This window comes from Kitasatospora sp. NPDC059795 (genome assembly GCF_042732175.1).
Classification (GTDB): Bacteria; Actinomycetota; Actinomycetes; order Streptomycetales; family Streptomycetaceae; genus Kitasatospora.
Genome location: NZ_JBHWID010000001.1, coordinates 127006 through 152447 on the forward strand (window position 1 = coordinate 127006; position 25442 = coordinate 152447).

Here is a 25442-nt window from a genome sequence, read left to right on the forward strand (position 1 = left end):
GTCCTCGGGCCGGTCCGGTCGGCGGTCAGTCGGTGTGGACCTCGGCCTCGACGCCGTCGCCGAGGTCGAGCCGGAGCCCGTTCAGCAGCGGCACCGTCTTCTGCGGCGGCACCTGCACCTGGCGGCCGTCGGTGCGGCGGCCGGTCCACTCCCGGGCGGAGACGTTGGTGAGGCCGAACTGCCCGGGCCGCTTCGGGTTCTCGCCGATCCGGGCGATCAGCGCGGTGTCGGTGAAGTCGTGCCGGGGCGGCTCCGCGACCAGGTGGTGCCGGAACAGCCGGGCGGTGCGGCCCAGCCGGACGGTGCGGGTCACCCGCGGGCCCGAGGTGGTCACCACCAGCCGGGCCGGCAGCACCAGTTGAGCCTTGCAGCTCCAGCAGGCCCGGGCCTTGGTGCTGGTCGGCTCGGTCATGTTGGCCCGCCCGCAGGACGCGCAGTCCACCACGGTGTCCAGCACCTGGCCGAGCGCGTCCCGCCACTGCGACTCCCGGACCCGGCGGCCCGGGTCGTGCAGCCCCTCGGTGAAGCTCTGCTCGAACAGCCGGCGCAGCACCGGCGGCGTCACCGACCAGTTCGCCCGTACCCCGGCCTGGTCGTACTCGTCCGGCCGGTTGGACTCGTCCGCCGGGTCGAAGACGAACACCGGCCGCTCCCCGTACAGCCGCCGCTCGGCGGCCTCGTCCAGGCAGCGGATCGCCAACTCCAGCCGCCCTTCCAGCGGGTGGTGGTTCATCAGGAGCATGAACAGCAGCACCGCCAGCGAGTGCAGGTCGGTCTGGGTGGACGGCCGTGCCCCCGGCTCGCGGCGGATCAGTTCGGGGGCCATGAACTTCATGGTGCCGCTGATGCCGGCCGCCGCCGTCTCCGGAACGGCGTTGTCGTTGTCGCAGATCAGGATCGAGCCGTCGGCCGGGTCGATGAGCACGTTGCCCCAGGAGATGTCCCGGTAGGCGACGCCCTGCGAGTGCAAGACCTTGTAGCCCTCCACCATGTGCACCCCGGACATCAGCAACGCCCGTACGGTGAACGGCACTTTGCGGCTGAACAGCTGGGGCAGCTTCTGGAAGCGGCCCGGGAGCAGGCCCATCAGGTAGCCGAACGCGCCGCCCGGCCCGTCCTCCACCAGCTGCTGCGGCCACAGGAAACGCGGATCGTCCAGGTCCCGGGAGACCAGGTCCTCGACGATCCTGCGCTGCTGCTCGGTGCCGGAGGTCGGGAAGTACCACTTCAGCGCGTACTCGCCGCGGTCGGTGCGCACCCGGTACACCTCGCCCTGGCCGCCCGAGCCGAGCAGTTCGAGCACCGTGACGGCATCGCCGTCCTCGGTGTGCAGGACGGTGCCGGGATCGAGCATCCCGTTGCTCATGAGGGTTCCTCCGGGGTGGCGGTCGGGTCCTGGCGGTACACGCTGTCCGGCGGGGCGTCCGGGGCGTCCGGGGCGTCCGGGGCGTCCGGGACGGCGGGAGGTTCGGGAGCGGACGGCCGGCGCAGGTCGTGCCAGGCGAACGCCACCGAGGTGTCGTCGCCGGAGAACGAGGCCGCCCGCTCCAGCCAGCCGCCGAGCTGCCCGACGACCGCCTCGTGGCCGTCGTCCCGCAACCGCTGGTACAGGCCCGCGGCGAACCGGTCGAAGCCCGACGCCTCCGCGAAGCTCTTCGACAGGCCGTCGGTGGACAGCAGCAGCAGGCCCGGCGGCTCGGCCGCGCCGACGATCGGCGCCCAGTGCGTACGGATCAGCCGGGCCGCGTCCTTGCTGCACAACGAGTCGGTCTCGTCGCCGAGTTCGGGCGCGACCGGGGCGAGCGGCAGCAGCACCCGCTCGCCCGGGCGGTCGACCAGCGCCACCTCGCCGTCGCCGAGCTGCCAGGCCACCAGCAGGCCCGGCAGCAGCGCCGCGCCCAGCAGCGTGGTGCCGTACGCCGCCAACTGCCCGCGGTCCGGCAGCCGGCCCGGGGACAACTCCGGGAAGCCGTCCAACGGCTCCGCGCGCAGGTGCCGCGCGCACCGGTCCTCCCACTCCCGGACCAGGTTCCACGGCAGCCGCTGCTGCGCCTCGGCCCGCAGCGCCGGCAGCGCCGCCTCCTCGGCCAGCGCGGTCGCGGCGAACCGGCGGGCCAGCCGGAGGAACACCTCGACGGCGAACTCCGCGCCCAGGTGGCTGCGGCTGTGGACGGCCGAGCCGTGGCCGTCGGCCACCGCGAGCAGCACGCCCGCCGGGCCGCCGTCCGGGCCGCCCGGCAACTCCTCCGCGGTGGCCCGGTCCTGACAGCGGGCCTTGCGCGGCCCCCGGATCTCCAGGTCGGCCAGCCGGATGCGGCCCGGGGCCGGCCCGCCCCGATCGCCGCCCGGACCGTGCTCAGGTGCCATCGGGCTCACCAGACGTCGTCGTCATCGTCGTCCGCGGCCACCGGCGGCGGCGAGTACGGGCCGTACCCGCCCTCCGCCGAGTCGGCCTGGGCGAGCGGTGTCGAGGCCGCCTTCAACGCCACCGTGGACGCCCAACGGATCGCCGCCGCAAGCTTCTTGGGGGAGTCCGCGTCCAACGGTTCGAGCTCCGGATTGCCCAGGAACTCCTTCAGCTGCGCCCGGTCGGCGTCCTTGCCGATCGCGATCGCCACCCGGACCGCCCGCCGGCCCCACGGGGTGGCGTCCACCGCGCGCAGCCCGGCCCGCCAGTCGTCGGTGGGCTGCCCGTCCGAGACCAGCGCCAGCACCGGCTTGAGGGCCCGCTGCGGCATCGGCGGCACCTCCAACTCGCGGGCCACCAGCTTCAGGGCCTCGCCGAGGTTGGTCGCGCCGTCGGTCTGCACCGGCTGCCAGCGGAACTGGTCGATCGGGGTCGGCGTGGGCTGCAGCCAGCGCGCCGTGGAGGAGAACGCCAGGACCCGGACCAGCAGCTCGGCGGACGGATTGTCGTCGGCCACCGCCTGCATCTCCGGCAGCGCCTCCTGGATCGCCCAGTTCAGGCTGGCGATCTTCCCTTCCAGTTCCATGGAGTACGAGCAGTCCAGAATCCAGAAGAAGTGGACCGGGCGGGTGGCCATCGGCCCGCCGGGCATGTCACTCATGGTGTTCGCTCCCTGGTGAAGGTCCGGGCCGGCGCGGACGCGGCGCCCCGGAACGAATGAACCGGCCGCTCAGCGCAGTCGGGCGCCGAGCAGCCACAGCGCGCCGATCGCGCCGAGACCTGCCGCGACGGCGGCGACGGCGAACAGCGCCGCCACCACCCGCCGCTGCCGTGCGACGTGCTCCGGAAGCCTCACCGCGGCACCAGTGCCGCGGCAGGCGACCTTCGCCCCGTCGCGACAAAGGCTGCCTGCCGCGGCACTGGCTCCGGGCCGGCGGGGTGAGGTCGCGTCATGTCTTTCCTCCGATCGTCCGGGGTCCGTCGGTCAGCCGCAGGCCGCGTCGGGCCAGCAGCCACAGCAGGGGTTCGGCGGCCGGCCGGGACTGCTCCGGTCCGGCGCCGGGCGAGGTCGCGGCCCGGGCGCTCACCGCCCAGGCCCGGTGGTCGCCGAACTCGTTGGCCAGCAACTGCACCAGGTGCGCCAGGCCGATCCGGCCCAGCCACTCCCGCACGTCACCGTGCGGTGCGGCGGGCAGCGCCGACAGGCCGTCCAGCACGTCCCGCTTGGTCACCACCACGGCCACCGGGGTGCGCCGCCGCCGCGGGCGCGGCCCGAACTCGCCGACCAGCCGCCCGGCCGTGTCGCCGGGCCCCTCGCGGGCCGGGCGGGCCGCACCGGCGAGCGCCGCGTCGTCCGCGGTCAGCGACCGGCGGACCTCCGGTTCGGCCAGCACGTCGCACACCAGCACCAGGGCGTCCGCGTACGCCAGGTACCGCTGGTCGCGCAGCGACGCCTCGTTGCGGACGGTCTCGCCCATCGGGTCGTACAGGTACACCAGCCGCCGTCGACGCCCCCGCGACACCAGCAGCAGGAAGGCCTGCGGCAGCGGGTCCGTGGTGGAGTTCACCCAGGCCCCGCCGAGCAGTTGACGCTCCGCGTGCTCGTACCGGTCGCGGTCCTCGGCCGTCCCGAACTCGACGGCGACACCGGGTCCGGACAGCGCCCGCAGCCCGCCGACGGCCGCCATCAGGAACATCGTCTTGCCGGCCGAGTCCGCCCCCAGCAACGGCAGGTGCACCAGCGGCGCACGGCCCAGCACGTCCGGCAACTGCCGGTCGCAGTGCGGACAGTAGGCCTCCAGCCCGGGCCGGCCCCCGAACAGCGCGAGCGGCACCCGGACCCCGCACTGGCAGACCCGGCGCAGCACCCCGTACCGGCCCGGGCGCAGCGCCCGATGGGTGCGCGGGCAGTTCGGGCACCGGTACACCGGCAGCGGGACGGCCTCCCAGCAGCCCGGGTACGGGCAGTGCGGCCGAATCCCACGGAGCCGCGGCACTGTGCGGCCCAGGCCGTTCAGGGTTCCGGCGAGCGCCCCCGCGCCCAGGCAGGACACGCCCAGCAGCAGGCCGAACAGCGCCGCCAGCACCAGCGCCACCGCCGCCGCCAGCACCGCACCGAGCACCGCGCCCAGGGCGACGCCCGCACCGACCAGCCGGAGCAGCTTGCGGCCCAGCCCGTTCTTCACGGACCCGCCCGAGGGTCGGCGGCCCAGCATCATCCGCCAGGCGCGCTCCGCGAGCCAGTCCTCGCCGAGTCGCTCCCAGCCGGCCGCCGCCCCGACCAGCAGCGCGTGCCCGGCGTCCACCCACACCTGCCGCCACCAGTACGAGCGGTGGGCCGGCTCGCCCGACCCGCCCGGCAGCGGCACCCGCACGTCGTCCGGGCCGGGCTGCCACGGCCCGAGGGCCCGACCTGCCGTCAACGCCGCCACCCCGTAGAACTCCGGCCCCGTGCGCAGCACCGTCAGCGCCGCCGTCGCCGCGACGAAGCCGCCGAGCGCCAGGCCGGCCCACTGCACCACCTGCCCGACCTGGATCACCGCTGTCTCCCGTCGTCGTGCGGCGGCGTCAGCTCGGACGAGCCGCGCCGGGACGTGCCTGCTCGGCCGCGGCCGAGCAGGCGGCCGACCAGGTTCGAGGTCCGGCCGCGGTGCCAGTGCGCCCAGTGGGTGGCCCAGGTGAGGTCCCCGGGGGCGCGGAACGGCGCCGCGGCGACCAGCGATCCGATGCGGTCGCGGGCGTCGGCGGGCAGCTCCCGCAGGACGGGGCGCAGGACCTGTTCGAGGAGCTCGGTCCTGATCCGGTCCCAGCCGGCACCGGCGTCCGGGAACGAGGACCACGCGACGAAGCACGCCGCCGGGTAGCGCGCGTCGCTGTCGAGGCTGCGGCGCACGACCGGGCCGGCCGCCTGCGCCCGGTACGCGGCGAGGGCGGCCGGGCCGGCGGTGCGGGCCAGCGTGCCGACCTCCTCGAACAGCAGCACCTCCGCCACCCCGGAGGCGCGTTCGCGGGTCAGGCCGCTGCGCCCGCCGAGCAGCAGATCGGCGAGGGCGAGGTTCAGCCGGGCGGCCACGGGGGACTCCAACGGCTCTGCCCGCAGGGCCAGTTCGACGGCCTGCCGGGTGAATCCGCGCTCCACGCGACCGGCCCGGAGCTCGCCGGCCAGGTGCAGGGCCTCCAGTGCGGCCCGTTCGTGGGGCGGCAGGCCGCGGTCGGCGAACCCGGTGAGCAGTTCCTCGGCGAGCGAGGGCGCGTGCGGGTCGTCGGCGGCGGCCGTCAGGGCGGCCCGGGCGAGGCCGAGGCCGAGTCCGGAGCGGGGCAGCAGGTCGGGCGGGAACCGGCGGTGGCGGCAGACCCGCAGCACCTGACGGGCGTCGACGACGCTCGGCGGGGAGTCGCCCGGCCAGCCGAGCCGGAACACGGTGCGCAGCAGCAGCGGGTCGCCCTCCGGGCGGCTCCCGGCGGCGGCCGAGGTCGGCGCGGTGCCGTCGCCGAGCGCGTCGTCGAGCAGCGCGGTCAGCAGGCGGTAGCCGGACAGCCTCGCGTGCTCCCGGCCGGCCCGCCGCACGGCCGCCAGATGCGGATGGTCCCTCGACTCGGCGTCGGAGAGCGGCAGCCGGGAGCCGACGGCGGCGGCCAGCGGAGCCGGATCGTCCTCCCGGGCCAGGTCGTTCAGCCGGTCCAGGACGGCGGCGCGCAGCTCCGCGCCGCCCGGCCCGTCGAACAGCCGCAGCGTCCGCTCGGCCAGGCGCGGGTCCGCGCCGATCAGGGTGTCGGTGAGCCGCTCGGCGAGCGATCCGGCGGGCACCTGCGGGTCGACGCCGAGTCGCCCGGCCAGGTCCAGCAGGCCGAGCAGCCGGGCCGGGCCGGTCCCCGGGTCGCCCAACTCGGCGACGAGCAGCGGCAGGAGGGACTCGGCCAGGTCCCGCCGGGCCTGCGGGTCGGTGGGCAGCGCGGGGGCGGCCAGCTCGTCGGACCGGTCGAGGACCGCCGCCCGGAGCGCGGTCGCGGCCAGCGTGCCGACGGCCGCCGCGCCGAGTCCGGCGGCCTGTAGCGCGCCCGCCAGGCGGCGCAGCACGTCCGGGCCGACGGCGTCGGCGGCGAGCAGCCCGGCGGTGAAGGCGTCCCAGAACCCGGTGCCCGGGTCGGGGGAGCGGAGGAAGGCGCGGTCGGTGGGACGGGCGCAGACCCAGTCGGCGGCCTCGCGGGCCGCCGCCGGGCCGACCGGGACGCCGGCGGCCAGCGCCAGCGCGGCCAGCCGCCCGGTCGCGAACTCCCCCTCCGGCCCGGCCGCCCGGGCGAACAGCTCGACCCGCCCGGCCGTCCAGACCGCCGCCGCCAGCTCGGCCCACGGGTCGTCGGCGGCCGGGCTGGACGGCCCGCCGAGCCCGTGTCGCACCCGGTAGTGGTGCTGCAACTCGACCGGGCCGAAGGAGAATTCGGCGTCCGGCCGGATTCCGAGGATCGACTGTCCGCAGCGGTACGGGCGGCGGGTGTAGGTGAGGAAGGTCAGCTCCGCGGCGTGCCGGGCGGGCAGCGCGCCGGTGGCCAGCGCCACCCACTGGGCCACCGCCTGCGGATCGCGCTCGACCAGGACCACCTGGGGGCCGGGCGGGTCCGCGAACAGGGCGCGGACGTCGGCCAGGAACGGCGCCAGAGCGTCCGCGCGGGCCGCGGCGAACCGGCACAGCACCTCCCTCCCGAACGTGAACCCCTGCGTCAGGAACGGGAGTTCGTCCGGGATGCGGCCGACCGGCGACTCCTGCCGCCAGGACGGCGACTCCCAGAGCTCGATCGGCCGCAGCGGCTGCTCGGGCCGCTCGGGATGCGGCAGGAACTCGCCGGGCGCCAGGTGCACGGCGTGCGCGTGGAAGTTGCCGTACCGGCCGGTGTAGTCCACCCCGGTGTACACCGTGCGGCTGACCAGGCCGCTGCCGTCCGGCAGTCGGGTGTGCGCGAACGCCACCGGGAAGTCCGCGAGTTCGGCGTCGGTGGGGCGCAGCGGCGCGTCCCTGGGCGGCTCGTAGCCGAGCACCGGCTCGGCGAGCCGCAGCACCTCCGGGCCGACGCCCGCGCTGACCGAGGTGAACCGGAAACCGGAGCCGTCCGGGCCGGGCGGCGCGGACGTGTAGTGGAGTTGACGGAGTGTCACTGTGCCTCCTGTGCGCCGGACTTCGGCCGCCTGACCTTCAGTACCCCGTGCCGGCCGAGCAGCCACAGCAGGGGGTCGGCCACCCGCAGCGGCTGCGGGCCCCGTCCGGGAGCGTCCGCGGGTGCGTCGTCCGGCGGCGGCGCGCCCAGTGCGGACAGCGCGAACAGCGAGAACGTCCGGAAGTCGGCGGACAGTTGGGCGTGCAGTGCGCCGCCGTCCCACTCCGCGAGCAGCGCCCGGACCTCGTCGTGCACTGCGATCCGGTCCGCCTCGTCCAGCTCCCCGGCGCCGTGCCGGGCGGCCCGGGCGATCGGCGAGCCGGGGTGCAGCTGCCCGAGCAGCTCGTCGCTCTTGGTCAGCGCCACCGCGAGCGGGGTGGACACCAGGCCGTGCCGGTCGCGGCGGCGGTGGCCGCGCAGCTGGGACGCCAGGTCGGCCGCGATCTGGTCCGGCGGCGCCTCCAGGTCCGGCAGCCGACAGCCGCGGTCCGCCAACGACTCGCGGACGGACCGCAGTTGGAGCGGGTCGATCATCAGGATGATGCCGTCGGCGGCGGCCAGGTAGGCGGTGTAGCGGTCCATCGCCTCGGCGCTGGCGAGGTTCTCGCCGGCCGCGTCGAAGAACACCAGGGTGGTGGCGCGGCTGCCCCGCCGGGCCAGGCCGTCGCGTTCCAGGCTGAGACGGAAGATCAGCGGGTCGTTGAAGCTCATCGCGGCGCTCTGGGTCGGCGCGGGCAGCCGCAGGCTGTCGTAGAGGTCGTCCTCCAGCTCCTTGAACCGGCTCTGGGTGGCCGCGCCCATCGGCGTCAGGGTGGCCCGGAACGGGCGGCCCGCCGCGCCGCGCAGTTCGTGCAGCAGAACGGTCATCGCGGTGCTCTTGCCCGCCGTCTTCGGGCCGACCAGCGCGATGATCCGGGTCGGCTGGTCGCCGTAGTCGTTCGGCAGGTCGCTGTGACAGCTCCGGCAGACCCGGATCGGCGTCGTCACCCCGCAGGCCGGGCACTCCTCGCGCAGCCGCGGCGGGCGTCCGACCCGGCGGGGCGCGGCGAACAGCGGACCGCGCATCGCGGTGTGCCGGCTGCCGCCGGGGTTGGCGAACGCCGCCCACACCTCGTCGTACTCCGCGCCGCACGGCGCGGCGCCGCGGACCCGGGAACTCTGCGCCAGGCAGCGGAACAGCAGCCGGGACGACCGGTCCCGGGTGAAGCAGTACGGGCAGACCACGTCCGTCATCTCAACGCACCACCAGCGAGTCGGGGTCGGGATCCTGCAGCTCGGCCGCCCCGGCGTGCGGGCCGACCAGGAAGCCGCGCAGCACCGCGGGCCGGACGATCCGGCGCGGGTCGAGCTCGGCGCGGTGCGGCAGGCCGTCGAGCAGTGCGGCGCCGGGCACCCGGAGCAGCTCCTCGCCCTGCTCGGGGCGCAGCGGGCGCACCGCGCCGGGGGCGGCCACCAGGACGAAGTCGGGGCACGGCCACGGGGGTCGGTCGTCCGGGGTGGGACCGTCGGTCGGGGTGGGCCGGTTCGTCGGTGCAGGCCGGTCGGTCGGGGCGGGCCTGCCGGTCGGGGCGGGGCCGCTGTCCGGTGCGGTCGGCAGGTCGGCGTGCAGGCGCAGCTGCCACGGGCGGCGACGGCCCAGCCGGGCCGGGCGTTCCAGCCGCCAGGCGATCCGCAGGTGCGGCGGCACCGCCAGTTCGGCGGGCGTGCTCAGCACCAGGTCGGCCGAGGCCCGGCCCACCGGAGTGAGGACGATCCGGCAGGGCCGCCGGTCGACGGGCAGCACCAGGCCCTCCCGCAGGTAGCTGCTGCGGGCCACCACCCGGCGGTGCCGTTCGCCGCCCTGCGACCAGCCGATCTCGGTCTGCACGGCCGGATCGGGCCAGACGAACGCCAGCCGGACCCGGCCGTCGGGCGTCCGCCCGGCCGTCGCCCGCTCGACGGCGCCGACCGCGTCGACCACCACGCCCGGGCCCGCCACGGCCCGCCCGCCCAGCACGGTGACCAGCAGGCAGCGGCTCAACGTGCCCGGAGCGACAGCGAGTTCGGCCCGCAGAAACCCGTCCTCGACCTCGTCGGCGGCGGTCACCGGCGACAGTCCGAGGCCGGTGGGCAGCTCGTCGCCGGGCGCCGGCAGCGGCCCGTCGTCGCCCCAGGCGGTCAGCATCGACCTGCCGTGCGCGGGCGCCGGCCACTCCACCGTCACCGCCCCGTCCGGCCCCGGCGTCAGCCGCACCGAGGCGACCGGATCCGGGTGGCGCTCCACCACCGCGGTCGCCGCCACCTCCGCCGACCACACCCGGGCGCCGTCCGCCGCCCGGTACCCGGCGGTGAGCGCGTACCGGTGGACGCCGGGTTCGACGCCCAGGTCGGACAGCGTGCCGGGGCCCGCCGGATGCGTCCACTCGGCCCGGGCCGGGCCGGTGCGGGTCACCCGGACCTCCTCGGCCGACGCCGGAGCCGTCCAGGAGACCGCCACCGCGTTCCGCCCGGGGTCGAGCCGCAGCCCCGTCGGGGGAGGGGCCACCACGACGGGCGGGCCGAGCACGGCCGCGCCGACCGGGAGGTCTGCCGCCACCGGCACCACCGCGTACCGCACGCGGTGTCCGAACGGCACGGCGGCGTCCAGCAGTTCGGGGCGTTCGGTGGTGCCGAGCCGGACCGGATCGGCGGGACGGGACCCCGGCGGCAGAGCCGTCGCGTCCAGCCGGAACACCTGGTATTCGACCGGTGCGCCGCCCGGGCGGCGGCGGGAGAACGGACTCCACCGCAACTCGACTCCGGTGGCGGTCGGTTCGGCCCGGAGCCGGGAGCGGCCCGGCGGCTGTTCGTCGGCCTCGGCGATCCGGACCAGCTCCAGCAGGGGCCGCCGGTCGGTGCGGTCGATCCTGGCCGCGCGCAGGCAGCACCGTACCGCCGCGGCCCGCTCACCGTGTTGGGCGTGCACTGCGGCCTCGCCCAACAGCGCGTCCCGGTCGGCGAGTTCGCTCCGGTGGTGGTGGCGTATCGCGTCCAGTACCTGGTCGCCGCTGGGCGTGCCGGGAAGTCGCGACAGCAGGGCGCCCACCTCGTCCAGGCGGCGCCCAGCCCAGGCGTCCCACAGCGCTTCGGCCGCCGTCCGGTCCACCCTCGGCCGCACCGTCGTCGCCACGGCCAGCGCCGCCGCCTCCGCCGGGTGGACGCCGAGCCGGCGCAGGGTCTCCTCGGCCGATCCGCCCTCCGTCAGCGCCAGTTCGGTCAGTTGGTAGAGCGTCAGCCGGCGCAGCCCCATCGGGTCCAGTTGCAGGGCCTGCTCGGCACGGCGCAGCAGGGCCAGCACCGTGCGGGCCCGGGGATCGGCCGACTGCCGCCAGTCGTCGGCGAGTTCGGCGAGGTAGCCGGGGTCCGCCCGCCGCCAGCGGTGCCCGCGCGCCGGGAACCACAGGCCGTCCAGCACCCGGAACTCCGGAGGCGCGTCCAGGCGTCCGGGCGGCAGCAGCGCCCGGGCCGGGTGCGGGACCCGCAGGGCGTCCAACTCGCCCTGCCAGCCCGCGAAATCCACCACGGCCGGGATCACCGGCAGCAGCGCCGGCGCGCCATGCACCAAAGCCCTCGCTGCCAACGTGGTCCCCCGCACGAAGTAAGGCCGGACAGAGCGCCGGGCCGATCGAGGGAACCATTTGAGCAGACCCGGACAGCTTCTGTCCGCCGATCGCCGATGACGGAAGAGCTCGGAAGACACGTCGACACCGGGAGCCGCAGGGGCAGCGGCGGAGCGGCGTGGCCGGGCCCGACTCGTGGGCGAGGACGGCGAGTTGGGGGCGGTCGGGGGCGGTCGGGGGCGTGGTGCGTGGTCATCGCCCGGTTGACGCGGGTCTTCGCGGTGAGCGGGCGGGGACGGGTGGCCGGGCGCGCCCGCAGCGCGTGGAGGACGTGCTCGTCCAGGCCGTAGGAGGTGAGGACGACCGCGCGCACCCCGCCGGGGCCTGATCGGCGGCGTCGGCCGCCACCTCGATGTTTTCCTCCGGGTCGAGGAGCGTGCGGAACCCGCCACCGCCGAGCAGCCCGACGCCGGGCGTCGGAGCGGTGCCGGGTGATGTCGGTTGGCGACTCCTGGACGATCCGGTACACCGTCCGGCCCGCGGCGGCAGGGACGTCCGGGAGCCGGGCTTCGGCGGTGAGGGGCGCGGTCGGACCGAGGGCGCGGGCGCGGTCCAGCAGGTCCGGGGCGTCGTCGCGCAGCTCCCTGGCCGCCGCGCGCCGCCCTGCTCGGCGCCGTTCCGGCGGCACTGGCACCGGCCCGAGGGCGCTGACGGGACGTCGGGCTTGGTCGGCGCGCCCACTCACAGGTGGTTCTGTGGGTGGCGGGTTGACGGTTGGGGCGTGGCGGGGAGGTGCGGCCGGTACGTCAGCGTGTCCTTGGGCGACGCGCCCACTCGGGGGTGGTTGTTGGGGCGGTGGGTTGACGGTGTCGGGGGCGGGGTGGAAACCCGATCGACGGGGGGTCGGGGGTGGGGAAGACTGCGCGCGATGACCGAGCGAACCGATACGCCTCCCACCTGGGACGAGCGCACACAGCTGACCACCTTCCTCGACTACACGCGGGCCACGGCGCGGGCCAAGTGCGAGGGGATCTCCGCCGAGGACGCGCGGCGGTCGCCGCTGCCCGGCTCGCCGTTGATGACGGTGTGCGGGCTGATCAGCCACCTGAGGTGGGTGGAGAACTGGTGGCTGGAGGTGGTGTTCCTCGGCGCGGAGCAGACCGGGCCGCTGGCCGGTGCCACCGAGGAGGACCCGGACCCGGAGATGCGGACGGCCGTCGACGTGCCGCTGGAGCAGTTGCTCGCCGAGTACGAGGAACAGGCCGTCCGGTACCGGAAGTTGGTGGCCGAGCGCGAGCTGGACGCGAAGGCCGTGCGGCCGGGGCGCGGCGGGCTGCACGTGGACCTGCGGTGGGTGCTGCTGCACCTGATCGAGGAGACCGCCCGCCACAACGGGCACCTGGACATCCTGTGCGAACTGTTGGACGGACGGACAGGCGTGTAGCGCGGGAACGCCACCCGGATGCCACGTCATGCCATGCTCGTCGTATGACCGACCGCGCAGAACTGGCCGTGCCAGGACAGGGTGTGGCCGTCGAACCGGCGTTCGCGGCGGGGCGTCGGCCGCCGACCGCGCCCGTGCAGGAGGTGCTGGACGGCCTGCCCGGCTCGGCGGTGTTCCTGCTGGCGGAGTTCGGGTCGGACGGCGAGGTCGCCGACTTCCGGATCGCGGCCGCGTCGCCCGAGGCCACCGACGGCGCGGGCCGCCGGGGACGGGACCTCGTCGGCCTGCGCGTGCTGGAGACGTACCCGTGGGTGGTCGGCAGCGAGGTGTGGGACGGCTGCGTGGCCGCGCTGACCACCGGCGCCCGGTACGAGGGGGTGGCGCACGGAACGCTGTCCCTGCTCGCGGTGCGGGCGGCCGCGACGGGCGGAGGCGTGACGGCCTCCTGGACCCGGACGGACGGCGGCGAACGGGACCGGTGGCGGCTGGCCGTCATGCAGCGGCTGGCACAACTCGGCTGGGCCGACTGGGACTTGGCGCGGAGCACCAGCACCTGGTCGGAGCAGGTCCACGCGATCTTCGACCGGGACCGTTCGCTGGGCCCGATCGCCCTCCAGGACCTTCCCCGGCACGTCGTCCCCGAGGACGCGCCCGCGCTCGGCGAGGCGCTGCGACTTCTCGTCGAAGCCGGCCTGGCCGTCGACCACGCCTTCCGACTCCCCACGCCGGACGGGCAGTTGAGGCACGCCCGACTCGTCGCGGAACGCGGTAACGACACCTACGGCGAACCCGTCGAGGTGCACGGCTTCTTCCAGGACCGCACCGCCGTCGTCCGGGCCGAACAGCAACTCCTCGAACACGAGCGGACGGCGCTCGCCCAGCGCAGCCAACTGGCCGCCGAACGCCGCCTGGCCGCCGACCTCCAGCACGCCCTGCTGCCGCTGCCCGAACAGTCGCTGCGGCTCGCGGACCTCGCCGTGGACGTCACCTACCAGCCGCTCCAGAAGGGCCTGAACGTCGGCGGCGACTGGTACAGCGCGATCGAACTCCCGGATGGCAGCGCCCTGCTGGTGATCGGCGACGTGGCCGGCCACGGCCTGGCCGCCGTCGCCACCATGGCCCAACTGCGGTTCACCGCCAAGGGCATGGCGATCACCGGCACCCCGCTGCCGACCATCCTGGCCCGCCTCAACGCGCTGCTGCTGCACACCTCCGACCGGGGCTTCGGCACCGCCACCATGATCATGGCCCGCTACGACCCCGCCACCTCGGAGCTGAGCTGGGTCCAGGCCGGCCACCCGCCGCCCCTGCTGCTGCGCGACGGCAAACCCCGCTACCTGACCTCCCCCAACGGCATCCTGCTCGGGGCGACCACCGGCTCCGACTACGCGCAGTCCACGCTGCGCCTGGAGCCCGGCGACCACCTGCTGCTCTACACCGACGGCCTGGTCGAGTCCCCCGGCGAGACCCTCGACAAGGGCCTCGCCCGCCTCGCCCGCGCCGCCACCGCCTGCACCGACCCCGCCCGCCTGCTGGACGCCGTCCAGCAGGCCCTGGTCGTCCCGCGCCCACGCCGCGACGACATCTGCGTGCTGCACATCGGCCGCTGACGGCCCGGGCCCGGCTCCTGCCGGGGCGTCAGGCCCGCGTCGTGTCGTCCTCCTCCGTCCAGGGGCGGAGCTTCTCCGGGTTGCGGACGCCCCAGATGTGGGTGATGCGGCCGTCGACGATGCGGAAGGCGAAGACCGTGACGGTGACGCCGTCGACCTGGGCGATCAGGCCGGGCTGGCCGTTGACGGTGCGTTCCAGGAAGGTGGTGGCGGGGCCGAAGCGGGTGAGGTGGAGGTAGGCGGCGACGATGCTGTCGCGGCCGCTGAGCGGTTCCAGCAGGGCGCCGACCAGGCCGCCGCCGTCGGCGATCACGGTGGCGTCCGGGTCGAGCAGGTCCATCAGGCCCTTGACGTCCTTCGCCTCCCAGGCCCGCTTGAAGTCCCGGACGATGCCCGCCTGGGTGCTCGCCGCGGTGGTGGGCGCGGGCGCGGCGCGGATCCGGCGGCGAGCGGAGGTGGCGAGTTGGCGGCAGGCCGCCGAGGAGCGGCCCAGCACCTCCGCCACCTCGGCGAACGGGTACTGGAACACGTCGTGCAGCACGAACGCGACCCGCTCCGCAGGGGTCATCGACTCCAGGACGACCAGGAACGCCATGTGCACCGACTCGTCCAGGGTGATCCGGTCCGCCGGGTCGGCAGCGCCGCCGCCCTCCTGGTGCGCGGGCAGCGGCTCCGGGATCCACGGGCCGACGTAGCGCTCCCGGCGGGCCCGCGCGGAACCCAGCTGGTTGAGGCAGATCCGCCCCGCCACCGTCGTCAACCACCCGCCGGGCGACTCGATCGCGGCCCGCTGCTGCTCGGACTGCGCGTACCAGCGGGCGTACGTCTCCTGCACGACGTCCTCGGCGTCGGCCAGCGAACCCAGCAGCCGGTACGCCAGGTTGGTCAGCCGGCGGCGCTCGCCCATGATCGCGTCGTCCGGGCCGGTGTCGAGGCCGGTGTCGAGGTCGTTGGTGAGTCTGTTGGTGAGGCCGTTGCCGTGGGTCTTGTTCATGCCGGGTCCGTCTCCTTGTCGGTGCGGGCGGTTCTGCTCAGTACGACCGGACAGCGGGCCGGAATGTGACGTCGCGTCCGCCGCCTCACGTCTCGCGCGGTCGTTTTGTCGTACTGGCACCGGCACTGATCCGGAAGACGAACGGAGAATCCGATGACCACGTTCCAGGCGATCGCCGACCGAGTGGAGATCCAGGCGCTCCAGGCCGAGTTCACCGACGCCGCGACGATGCGCGACCGCGCCCGTCTCGCCGCGCTGTTCACCCCGGACGGGGTGCTGCGGATGCCCAACATCCCGATCGAGCTGACCGGTCCCGAGGAGATCCGGATCGGCGGCGAGAAGCTCCAGGAGCAGTGGGAGTTCTTCGTGCAGAACACCCACCCCGGCGCGATCACCGTCGACGGCGACACCGCCACCGGTCGCGCCCACATGCACGAGATCGCCCGCCTGCGCAACGGCATGCAGGGACTCAACTACGCCGTCTACCACGACCGTTACCACCGCACGGCGGACGGCTGGCGGTTTGCCGAACGGGTCTACGAGCTGCGCTACCTGGACGCAAGCCCGCTCGGCGGCTCCGCTCCCGGGGCGCAGGGCGGGGAACAGGGGGAACAGGGAGGGGTGCAGGGCGGGAAGCAGGGCGCGACGTACACCGAGCCGGCCTCCGCGGAGCGGCTGGAGCGGGCGGCCGACGCGCTCGCCGACCGCGGCTTCGGCGTGGAGATCCTCGCGGACCTCGACGCCGCCCGGGCCCGGGTCCGCGAACTGGTCGCCGAGGACGCGAGCGTGTACACCACGGCCAGCGAGACGCTCCGGCTGTCCGGCATCGACGACGACCTCAACAGCGACCGCTACCCCGGGGCCGTCAAACCGGAGGTACTGATCATGGACCGGGAGGCCGAGGCCGACGAGATCCGGCACCTGCTCGCCACCCCCGACGTGGTCATCGGCAGCGCCGTCGCACTCACCGAGACCGGCTCCCTGGTGGTCGCCTCCGGCAGCGGCAGCCAGCTTCCCGCGTACACCGGCGGCGCGGCCCGGGCGATCTGGATCGTCGGCGCGCAGAAGATCGTCCCCGACCTGCCCGCCGCGATACGCCGCCTGGAGGAGCACGCCCTCCCGCTGGAGACCGCCCGCACCGAGGCCGCGTACGGCGTGCCCAGCACCGTCAGCCAGCTGGTGGTGTTCAACGCGCCGACCCGGTTCACCGAGGGCATCGTGCTGCTGCTGCGGGAGGCCGTCGGGTACTGACGGACCGTCAGGGTCGGCGGGTGGCGAGGAGGGTGGCCAGGTCCGGGGCGAGCCGGACCTCGGTGGTGAGTAGCGACGGGTGGTCGTACCAGGCGGTGCGGCCGGTGTCCGGGCGGCCCAGGTGGGTCGGCGGCCAGGCGGTGAGGGGCGTCAGGTCGTCGACCACCAGGGTGCCGCCGGGCGTCAGCAGGGCGTCCGGGTCGGCGGGCGCGGACTGTTTGCCGTTGCCGCCGCCGTCCAGGACCAGCAGGTCGAACGGGCCGTGCGCGCCGATGGCCGTCCAGTCTCCGTGGACGATCTCCAGGTCGGGGACGTCGGCGAACAACTCCCTTACCGCCGCGACCCGTTCGGCCTCGCGCTCGACGCTCACCACCCGCACCCCCGGCCGTCGGCCCGCCAGCAGCCAGCCCAGGCCGACGCCGCAGCCGGTGCCCGTCTCGCCGATCCGGCCTGCGGCGCCGGCGGCCAGCGCCTGGAGCAGACGGCCGTGCTCGGGGCGGCAGGACTGGCCGAAGCCGAGGCGTTCGGCCAACTCGACTGCGCGGAAGACGGGTTGGGGGAGCGTGGCGGCGAGATCGGCGTAGGAGGCGGTTCCGGAGATCGACACGGTGGCAGCGTAGTCGGTGGGCGGCGGGGTCGTGCGGCGGCGGGTTCGGCCGGTGGCGGGTTCGGCCGGTTTCGGGGGGAGCGCGGCGGGGGTTCAGCCGGCGCGACGGAGCAGGACGCCGCGACTGCCCGGGGCCGGGCGGCAGGCGGCCGCGAGATCGATCTCCTCGACCAGCAGCCAGCCCTGCTGAGTGGACAGCCAGGGCCGCAGGCACCCGTCCAGCGTGGGCGGGGCGAGCGCGACGAACAGCAGGTCGGTGCGCAGGGCGTGCAGCAACTCCAGGTCGTGGCCCGCCTTCAGGGCCTCGATCAGCAGCACCGCCCCGAAGCGTCGGCGCACCGGGGGCGGGGCGGCGAGGTCCGCCGCGCTCAGCCGCAGGCGGGTGCGGCGGCCGAACGCCGAGAGCAGTCGCTGACGCAACGCCGGATCGGGTTCGGCGGCGTGCACGGTGTACCCCGCCCTGAGCAGCCGGCCGGTCAACGCCCCGTCGCGCGCGCCGAGTTCGGCCAGCGCCCCGCTCCCGGGCGGCCGGTGCCGGGCCACCCAGGCAGCGGTCGCGTCGAGCCGATCGGCCTCGTAGCGAGAGCCGTCGGCATCGGGTGCCGCCAGAGTGTCGGTCACGGACATTTCCCGTCGCAGGTTCGAGGGGGCGAGCTGTGAACGACCCTAGCCGCCGCCTTCGTTCGTGGTCCACACCACCAAGAGCGAAAGTTTACCGTTCACGGTCAATTCAAGGGAAGTGGCCCGGGCGAAACGATCAGTCAACTCCCGCGTCTCCCAAGTGTGCTGCGCCTGGCAGGCTCGGGTGTGGCGTCGTGGTGGGGGAGGGTCGTGCTGATGGTTCGACGCTTCGCTGGCTGATCGTCGTCCGAGCTGCCCCGTCTGTCCGTTTTACCTACGTTTTGCATTAAGCCTTGCAGTTTCGTACCGTTTCATCCGTTCGGAGTAATTCGGCAGGCGGACGCGCCGTAAATACGGCGCTCTGCCGTTCGGCCGACATGCGGTCCCTCGAACGGTCGACCATGGTTGGCCGGACGTGGGCGGCACCGGACCGCCTGCCCTGACGTCCAGGAGGAGCAGACACATGGGTGGAACGGACAGGCGGGCGGTGATCGGCGAGTTCCTCGGGACGCTGCTGCTGGTTCTGCTGGCAGTGGGCGCCGCGGTGCTCGCGGGGGACGCGATCGGCACGGTCGGCATCGCGCTGGCCTTCGGCTTCGTCCTGCTCGCGCTGGCGTACGCGCTCGGACCGATCTCCGGTTGCCACGTCAACCCGGCGGTGACGCTCGGCTTCCTGCTGGCCCGCCGGATCGACGGTCGCACCGCGGTGTCGTACTGGATCGCCCAGGTGCTCGGCGGCATCGCCGGCGCGGGGCTCGTCCTGCTGCTGGCCAAGCAGATACCCGGGCTGGAGACCCACGGCAAGCTCGGCACCAACGGCTGGGGCGAGCGCTCCCAGGTGCACATCAACGCCGGCGGCGCGTTCCTGACCGAGGTCGTCCTCACCTTCCTGCTGGTCTACGTCGTCCTGGCGGTCACCCACCGCCTGGCCGCGGTCGGCTTCGACGGACTGCCGATCGGCATCGCCCTGGCCGTCGTCCACCTGGTCGGCATCCCGCTCACCGGCACCTCGGTCAACCCGGCACGCAGCCTCGGCCCCGCCCTGTTCGCAGGCGGCGACGCACTCTCCCAGCTCTGGCTGTTCCTGCTCGCCCCCCTGGTCGGCGGCGCACTCGCAGCAGCCGTCCACCTGGTCACCCACCCGCAGCCCAACCTCCCGCTCGCCCAGGCCCTGGCCACCGACGCACGGGCATAACCCCACCCCGACGGCCGACCGGCGGCCAGCCCGGCCGCGGCACGCCAACTCCCCTTCCCGCCGGGCTCCTTGCCGTCGGCGGAAGGTGGTGTCGGCGAGCCGTCGACCGCTTCCCGTCGGGCGCTTTGCCCCTGGCGGGGTGGTGCGGCCGGCGCACCAACTGCCTTGCCCGTCGGACCTCTTGACTCCGGCCGGAGGCGGTTTCGGGCAGTCGACCGCCTCCCGCCGGGCCTTCTGCCCTTGGCGGGGGTGGTGCGGCCGGGGCGTCGACTGCCTTGCCCGCCGGGCTACTTGCCTTCGGCGCGAGGCAGTGCCGCCGGGCCATCAGCCGCCCCCGTCGGACCTCTTGCCCCAAGCGAAAGGCGATGGGCCACTGCCCTGGCTCACCACCCCCGGCGGGGCTGGGTGTGTCGGAGGGGCCTCGGCTCGGGTGGGCGGCGGTGCGGCCGGGGCTTCAACTGCCTGGCGCGCCGGGCTTCTTACTCTGGGCGGGAGGCGGTGTCAGCGGGCCGTCGACTGCCTACCGTCGGGCTTCTTGCCTGGTTGGGGTGGCGTGGAAAGCGCACCAACTGCCCTGCCCGCCAGGCTCGCTGCCCCTGGCGGAAGGCGGTGGGCAACTGACCTGGCTCACCGCCCCCCCGGAGGGGCCTTGGCCAGGGTAGGGGGCGGTGCAGCTGGCGCACCAACTGTCTTGCCTGCCGGGCGTCTTGTGTTCGGCGGGGGCGGTGTCGGGCGGTCGATCGCCTCCCGTCGGGCCTTCTGCCCCTGGCGGGGCGGTGCGGCCGGGGCGTGGATTCCATTACCTGCCGGGCTCGCTGGCCGTGGCGGAGGGCGATGGGGAACTGCTCTGGCTGCCTGGCGAACTGCCCTCGGAGGGGCCTTGGGTCGGGCAGGAGACGGAACAGCCGGGGTGTCGACTGCCTTGCCCGTCGGGCTCGCTGGGCATGCCGAAGGGCCCCGGGCCCGGGCGGGTGTGCCCGGGCGCGGGGCCCTTTGGGGGTGCGGGGTCAGGTGGGGTCGGAGAACTCGGTGAACTCCGGGAGGTCGGACAGGTCGGCGTCGAAGTCGTCGTCGTACCGGTCGTCGCGTTCGGCGCGCTCCTCGCCGGGCTCGCGCCGGACGGGGGCGACGCGGCCGAGCTGCAGGGCGGGGTGGGCTCCCATCACGGTGGCGTTCACGTCGGCGATCACGCCGTCGGCGGGGTTCTCGCCGCCGCCGGTGCCGCCGGTGCCGTCGCCCGAGCCGCCGGCCTGGGCGACGCGACGCTGGGCGCCGCGGATGCCGCTGCCACCGACGGGGCCGTAGCTGCCGCCGCCGGCCATGTGCATGCCGCCGCCCATCATGCCGGCGGGCATCGGACGGGCCACGCCCGCCGTGGAGGTGCCGGTGCTGCCGCTGCCGCTGCCGGAACCGGTGCCGCCGCCGACCGGGCCGTCGTGGCCGCCCTCCAGGCTGGTGCCCAGCCGGGTGCTGCCGTTCTTGCCACCGGCGCTGCCGCCGGGCATGGCGAGTCGGGTGGCGAAGCCGCCCGCGCCGACGCCGCCGCCCGAGCCGGACGAGTCGCCGCCCCCGCCGCCGTGGCCGCCGGACGAGGAGCCGATGTTCTTCAGGTTCGGCCCCTTCAGGCCCAGCGTGTCGATCCCGCTGCCGCTGCCGCCGCGCGAGCCCCCGCTGCCGACCGGGCCGAGCTTGGGCATCAGCGCGGCGAACGCGCCGAGTCCGGCGTCCGAGGAGCCGCCGGACCGCGAGCCGCCGGTCGAGGTGAGACCGGTGCCGGTGCCGCTGCTCATGTTCGGGCTGAGCGGGTTCGACACCAGCGAGGAGATGCTGTTCAGCGACATCTGGTTGGCGTCCTCGTTGTCGCTGAGGTTGCCGGCCAGCTTGTCCATCTTGCCGGCGGTGTCGCGGAACGAGCCGAGGATGCGCTTGAGGACGTCCTCGGCGATGGTCTGCAGGATCTTCTCCGCGACCTGGATCACCAGCTTGCCGAACGGGTCGCCGGACTCGCCCATCTTCAGGCCCGACACGATCCGCTTGAAGTCCGTGCCGTGCGACTCGATGTCGTCCGCGCCGCGCCGCAGGTCGGCCGCGCACTGCGCGACCTGGGCGACGTCGACGTCGAAGCCCTGGCCGTTGGAGTTGTTGGCCGGCGTCGGCACGATGTGCTGCGCCGCCTTGACGATCATGTCCTCGATCGGCTGCAGCAGGGCGTGGCCGAGCTTGGAGACCGCCTCGGACAGCAGCCGGTTCATCAGTTCGCGGCCGAGCCGCAGCACCGCCGCGGTGCTCCACGGGCCGGTGGAGGACGCCGCCGCCAGGCTCGCCTGGATGGAGAAGAGCTGGACGATCGACGAGGTCTTGGCCACCTCGATGATCACGGCCGCGGCGCGCAGCACCTTGGCGATGGTCTGGCACGCCTCGACGATCACCTTGGAGTACTTGGTGATGGTGCTCCACAGCTCCGACAGCCGGTCGGCCGAGGCGCCCTTGTAGACCTCGTGGAGCATCGTCAGTGCCTTGTCGGCCGCCATCTGGGCGGAGTCCAGAGCACCGGCGAACTTCTCCAGCTGGCTTGCCAGTCGGTTCAGTTCGTCTTCGTTGGCACCGGGGAAACGCACGCCCAGAAGGCCGATTAGGCCACTGAGCCCCGATGGAAGTTGCACCGCCATTTGCCCGCCCCCATGATGCTGCCCGCGGTAAGTCCCTGATAGCGCATTGCGACGATACACATACCGCACGCCGCCGACCACCTCGCAAACCTCAGTGTTTGCCGCACCGTCGGCGAATCGGTACCTGCCCGTAGCACCCGCCCGACGCGGCCCTCCCGACGGGCCGTCAGGCCCGGTTCGGGCGTCGGGGAGCCGTCAACGGCCTTCCGAGCAGGTCGCCTTGGGTGTGCGGGTGGACGAACCGTCCGCGCCGGGCGGCGGATCGGGGCGGGCCGGGGGGCGGGATACGGCACCGGCCCGCCGCCCGGAGGGGGCGACGGGCCGGCGCGGAAAACCGCACAATACGCATCCGGACGATCCGGGTCCGAACCGAGGGGCCGTCAGTGCTGCGGGGCGGCCGCCGGGTAGTGCCAGGTGCCGTCGGGGGCGCGGTGGTCCGGCAGCCAGGCCGCCAGCACCTGGGCGGAGGGGTAGAACATCGGCTCCGGCAGGGCGTCCACCGGGAAGCGCTCCCAGCCGGCGCACGCGTGCGGCTCGGTGACCAGCGCCTCGGCCAGGCTCGGCGGGGCCAGCACCGCCGCCGTCACCCGGGTGCGGCCGAGCTCGTGGTCGAGCAGCACCGCCAGCACCCGCATCTGCTCGGCGGGCAGCACGATGCCGGTCTCCTCGGCCAACTCCCGGGCCGCGGCCTGCTCGAACGACTCGCCGGGGTGGTCGACCTTGCCGCCGGGCAGGCTCCAGGTCGGCGACTCGCCGGCCGTGGTGCGCCGCCCGATCAGCACCCGCCCGTCCCCGGTCGGCACGATCACGCCCGCGCCGACCAGCGGCGGCAACGGGTGCGGGCCGAACGGGAGTTGAGCGTCCGTCACCACTTGCCCTTCTGGTAGTCCTTCAGGAAGCAACCGTACAGGTCCTCGCCCAGCTCACCGCGGACGATCGGGTCGTACACCCGGGCCGCGCCGTCCACCAGGTCGAGCGGGGCGTGGAAGCCCTCCTCGTGCAGGCGCATCTTGTCCGGGTGCGGGCGCTCGTCGGTGATCCAGCCGGTGTCGACGGCGGTCATCAGGATGCCGTCGCTCTCGAACATCTCCTGCGCGCTGGTGCGGGTCAGCATGTTCAGCGCGGCCTTGGCCATGTTGGTGTGCGGGTGGCCGGCGCCCTTGTAGCCGCGGTCGAACACGCCCTCCATCGCGGACACGTTGACCACGTACTTGCGGCGCGCCTTGGACGCGGCCAGGGCCGGCCGGAGCTGGCTGATCAGGATGAACGGGGCGGTGGAGTTGCACAGTTGCACCTCCAGCAGCTCGATCGGGCCGACCTCGGAGACGGTCTGCACCCAGCTGTTGGTGTCCGCCAGGTCCGGCACCAGGCCGCCGGCGTCGATCGCGGTGCCCGCCGCGATCCGCTCCGGCGAGGCCGAACCCGTCACCAGCGCCAGCGAGGTGACCTCCTCGGCGCTCACCGCGGGCTGCTCGCCGCGGCTCTGCCCGGGCAGCGCCGGCACGTCCACCGCGCCCGAGCCGAACCGGCCGATCACCGTGGACGCGGGCAGTGCGCCCGCGGGCAGCGGCGCCGACTCGGCGGCGATCAGCTCCCGGTACGCGCCGGGGGAGCGGCGCACGGTCTGCGCCGCGTTGTTGATCAGGATGTCCAGCGGGCCGTCCGCGGCGACCTCGTCCGCCAGCGCCATCACCTGCGCCGGGTCGCGCAGGTCGATGCCGACGACCTTCAGGCGGTGGATCCACTCGGCGCTGTCCGGCATCGCCGAGAAGCGGCGGATCGCGTCGTTCGGGAAGCGGGTGGTGATGGTGGTGTGCGCGCCGTCACGCAGCAGGCACAGCGCGATGTACATGCCGATCTTGGCGCGGCCGCCGGTCAGCAGCGCGCGCTTGCCGGTCAGGTCGGCGCGGGCGGTCCGCCGCTGTCGGCTGAGCGCCGCGCAGTTGCGGCACAGCTGGTGGTAGAACGCGTCCACCTCGGTGTACCGCTGCTTGCACATGTAGCAGGAGCGGGCGCGCTCCAGGATGCCCGCCAGCTCGGAGGTGGTCTCCGTGCTGAGGCCGAACACACCCGCCGTCTCGTCGTCGATCCGGCCCGGCGCGCCGGTCGCCGTCCGGGACGTCACCGCACGGTCGTTGGCGGTCTTGCGGGCCCGGGTCTCCTGGCGGCGGCGCTGCTTCAGGGTGCGGAAGATCCCGCCGACGGCCATCCGGATCCGGATCGCGTCCGGGTGGTCCACGTGGATCTCGTCCAGCTCGGCGATGACGCTCAGGCACAGCTCAAGGCGCTCGGGGTCGATGCCCTTGCCGTAGTCGATGTCGTCCTCGACCGGGGTGCTGCCCGGCTCGGTCTGCGCGTTCGTCACTGCGGATGCTTCCTCAATCTCCCCATCGGTACCGCGCGAACTCTACGTGAGCGGGCCCGGCCGGGGCGAAGCCTGTGACCTGCCGCACAGGCGCCCGGCGCTCAATGCCCGCCCAGCGCCCAGGCGATCACCGACAGGCCGAGCATCGACAGCACCGTCGAGACCAGCACCGAGGACCGCGCCAGCACCGGCGCCGCGCCGTACAGCCGGGCGTACACGTACACGTTCTGCGCCGTCGGCAGCGCCGACAGCAGCACCACCGCCAGCAGCTGCGGCCCCGGCAGGTGCAGCAGCAGCGCGCCCACCGCCAGCGCGGCCAGCGGCTGGACGGCGGTCTTCAACAGCACCGTGACGGCCAGCTCGGCCCGGTCCGGGCGCTGCGCCGCCGCACCGGGCGGGGAGTACAGGGAGAGGCCGAGGGTGACCAGCGCCGCCGGGACGGCCGCGCCGCCCAGCAGGTCCACCGAGTGCGCCAGCGGGTCGGGCAGCCGCCAGTGGGTTGCCGAGAACACCGCGCCCAGGCCCGCGCCGAGGATCACCGGGTTGCGCAGCGGCAGCAGCGCCAGCCGGCCCAGCCGCTCGGCCGGGCGGGCCGCGGAGCCGGTGGCCGAGTCCAGCAGGGCCAGCATGACCGGGGTCACCAGCAGCACCTGGAACAGCAGCACCGGCGCGACGAAGGACGCGTCGCCGAGCACCTGCGCGGCCACCGGGATGCCGAGGTTGCCGGAGTTCACGTAGCCCGCCGCCATCACCGCCACCGTCCGCTCGGCGGGCGTGCGGCGCAGCAGCCGGCGGCCCGCGAGCACGGCCAGCAGGGAGGTGACCAGGGTGCCGGCGGCGAACGCCAGCATCGAGGTGTTGGCGAACCCCGCCAGATCGGTGCGGGCGACCACCGTGAACAGCGCGGCCGGCATCGACACGTGGAACACGAACCGGCCGAGCACCGCCTCGGCGTCCGCGCCCAGCAGCCCCGTCCGCGCGGCCAGCCAGCCGACCGCCGTCAACACCCAGATCGGCGCGAACGCCGCGACCAACGCTTCCACCCCGACCTCCCGCCGCAGTCAACCAGGCGTGCCCGAACGGTCGTTCAGCGGGGTCGCCGGTGGCCCCGGTCACAGCCCGTCCGGTCGGCCGCCCGGTGGCCCCGGTCACAGGCCGGGCGCGGCGGGTGGCGGGGCGGCTGCGGTGGGTCGCCGGGGCGAGAGCCGGGTCACAGCGGACGGTCGGTGGCCGGGGTCACAGGGCGGCGCGGGCCGAGACGGGCCGCGGGCGACCCGGGGGAGGCCCGGAGGCCTTGGGGCACTTGGGCGCGGCCCCAAATTCCCTGCCGCCGGGCGGGGTTGACGCTTCCTGGGAGCAGCCTGTGAGGTCGCTCATAGGCGACTGGGAACAACCGCCCCTGCGGAGGGCCGATTTCCTTGGCGCACAAGGGCAGCGGGCCGGTCGGGGGGCTCGATGTGCCCCATTTCGGGGTGTTTGCCGCCGGGTTGGGGCTCCGGCAGTCTCGTGGTTGTGCCCCGAGCCGTTCCGATGCTCACGGGGCCTCACGG

Annotated in this window: 19 protein-coding genes; 4 read left to right on the plus strand and 15 right to left on the minus strand. The window is 74.8% G+C overall.

Translation table 11 applies throughout. The annotated features are described in order from the left end of the window. Positions 1-25: 25 nt before the first annotated feature. The 8 genes from ACFV4P_RS00640 to ACFV4P_RS00675 all read right to left on the minus strand — a co-directional run bounded on the left by ACFV4P_RS00640 (position 26) and on the right by ACFV4P_RS00675 (position 11138). The gene (locus ACFV4P_RS00640) at positions 26-1366 is read right to left on the minus strand and encodes a protein kinase (protein ID WP_380465787.1); all 1341 of its coding nucleotides are present in this window, start codon (positions 1364-1366) and stop codon (positions 26-28) included. After that, on the minus strand, positions 1363-2367 hold the full coding sequence (locus ACFV4P_RS00645) for a protein phosphatase 2C domain-containing protein (RefSeq protein ID WP_380465789.1): 1005 nt from the start codon (positions 2365-2367) through the stop codon (positions 1363-1365). The genes ACFV4P_RS00640 and ACFV4P_RS00645 overlap by 4 nt, the downstream gene beginning before the upstream one ends. Before the next feature lie 5 nt (positions 2368-2372). Then, positions 2373-3044 (minus strand): VWA domain-containing protein, encoded by a 672-nt coding sequence (locus ACFV4P_RS00650; protein WP_380467097.1) that lies wholly within the window; start codon positions 3042-3044, stop codon positions 2373-2375. A gap of 93 nt (positions 3045-3137) precedes the next feature. Then, complete coding sequence (locus tag ACFV4P_RS00655; RefSeq protein ID WP_380465791.1) at positions 3138-3263, minus strand: hypothetical protein; 126 nt, start codon at positions 3261-3263, stop codon at positions 3138-3140. Positions 3264-3357: 94 nt separating this feature from the next. Continuing rightward, a complete protein-coding gene (locus ACFV4P_RS00660) occupies positions 3358-4947 on the minus strand; it encodes a hypothetical protein (RefSeq protein WP_380465793.1) in 1590 nt (529 codons plus the stop codon). Then, on the minus strand, positions 4944-7559 hold the full coding sequence (locus ACFV4P_RS00665; protein WP_380465795.1) for a GTPase-associated protein 1-related protein: 2616 nt from the start codon (positions 7557-7559) through the stop codon (positions 4944-4946). Before ACFV4P_RS00665 ends, ACFV4P_RS00660 begins: the two co-directional genes overlap by 4 nt. Further along, positions 7556-8791 (minus strand): hypothetical protein, encoded by a 1236-nt coding sequence (locus ACFV4P_RS00670; RefSeq protein WP_380465797.1) that lies wholly within the window; start codon positions 8789-8791, stop codon positions 7556-7558. The genes ACFV4P_RS00665 and ACFV4P_RS00670 overlap by 4 nt, the downstream gene beginning before the upstream one ends. Before the next feature lies 1 nt (position 8792). Then, entirely contained in the window at positions 8793-11138 is a 2346-nt protein-coding gene (locus ACFV4P_RS00675) for a hypothetical protein (protein WP_380465799.1), read from the minus strand. A 926-nt stretch (positions 11139-12064) separates the two neighbouring features. Between ACFV4P_RS00675 and ACFV4P_RS00680 the strand changes: the two genes are divergently transcribed. Beyond that, on the plus strand, positions 12065-12580 hold the full coding sequence (locus tag ACFV4P_RS00680; RefSeq protein WP_380465801.1) for a DinB family protein: 516 nt from the start codon (positions 12065-12067) through the stop codon (positions 12578-12580). Between the two features lie 44 nt (positions 12581-12624). After that, on the plus strand, positions 12625-14190 hold the full coding sequence (locus ACFV4P_RS00685; protein ID WP_380465803.1) for a PP2C family protein-serine/threonine phosphatase: 1566 nt from the start codon (positions 12625-12627) through the stop codon (positions 14188-14190). A gap of 28 nt (positions 14191-14218) precedes the next feature. On the opposite strand, the gene sigJ is transcribed toward ACFV4P_RS00685, so the two are convergent. Further along, complete coding sequence (gene sigJ / locus ACFV4P_RS00690; RefSeq protein WP_380465805.1) at positions 14219-15184, minus strand: RNA polymerase sigma factor SigJ; 966 nt, start codon at positions 15182-15184, stop codon at positions 14219-14221. 153 nt (positions 15185-15337) lie between these two features. Here sigJ and ACFV4P_RS00695 point away from each other — a divergent pair, with 153 nt between their 5' ends. Further along, a complete protein-coding gene (locus tag ACFV4P_RS00695; RefSeq protein ID WP_380465807.1) occupies positions 15338-16435 on the plus strand; it encodes an LUD domain-containing protein in 1098 nt (365 codons plus the stop codon). 7 nt (positions 16436-16442) lie between these two features. Here ACFV4P_RS00695 and ACFV4P_RS00700 read toward each other — a convergent pair whose 3' ends face one another. After that, a complete protein-coding gene (locus tag ACFV4P_RS00700) occupies positions 16443-17042 on the minus strand; it encodes an O-methyltransferase (protein ID WP_380465809.1) in 600 nt (199 codons plus the stop codon). Positions 17043-17135: 93 nt separating this feature from the next. Next, complete coding sequence (locus ACFV4P_RS00705; RefSeq protein WP_380465811.1) at positions 17136-17663, minus strand: hypothetical protein; 528 nt, start codon at positions 17661-17663, stop codon at positions 17136-17138. 463 nt (positions 17664-18126) lie between these two features. Between ACFV4P_RS00705 and ACFV4P_RS00710 the strand changes: the two genes are divergently transcribed. After that, entirely contained in the window at positions 18127-18858 is a 732-nt protein-coding gene (locus ACFV4P_RS00710; RefSeq protein WP_380465813.1) for an MIP family channel protein, read from the plus strand. Between the two features lie 1007 nt (positions 18859-19865). Here ACFV4P_RS00710 and ACFV4P_RS00715 read toward each other — a convergent pair. The 4 genes from ACFV4P_RS00715 to ACFV4P_RS00730 all read right to left on the minus strand — a co-directional run bounded on the left by ACFV4P_RS00715 (position 19866) and on the right by ACFV4P_RS00730 (position 24935). Then, a complete protein-coding gene (locus tag ACFV4P_RS00715; protein WP_380465815.1) occupies positions 19866-21476 on the minus strand; it encodes a hypothetical protein in 1611 nt (536 codons plus the stop codon). A 431-nt stretch (positions 21477-21907) separates the two neighbouring features. Further along, complete coding sequence (locus ACFV4P_RS00720) at positions 21908-22396, minus strand: NUDIX hydrolase (RefSeq protein ID WP_380465817.1); 489 nt, start codon at positions 22394-22396, stop codon at positions 21908-21910. Next, the gene (locus ACFV4P_RS00725) at positions 22393-23892 is read right to left on the minus strand and encodes an SDR family NAD(P)-dependent oxidoreductase (RefSeq protein ID WP_380465819.1); all 1500 of its coding nucleotides are present in this window, start codon (positions 23890-23892) and stop codon (positions 22393-22395) included. The genes ACFV4P_RS00720 and ACFV4P_RS00725 overlap by 4 nt, the downstream gene beginning before the upstream one ends. A 101-nt stretch (positions 23893-23993) precedes the next feature. Then, a complete protein-coding gene (locus ACFV4P_RS00730; protein ID WP_380465821.1) occupies positions 23994-24935 on the minus strand; it encodes an AEC family transporter in 942 nt (313 codons plus the stop codon). Positions 24936-25442: the final 507 nt, after the last annotated feature.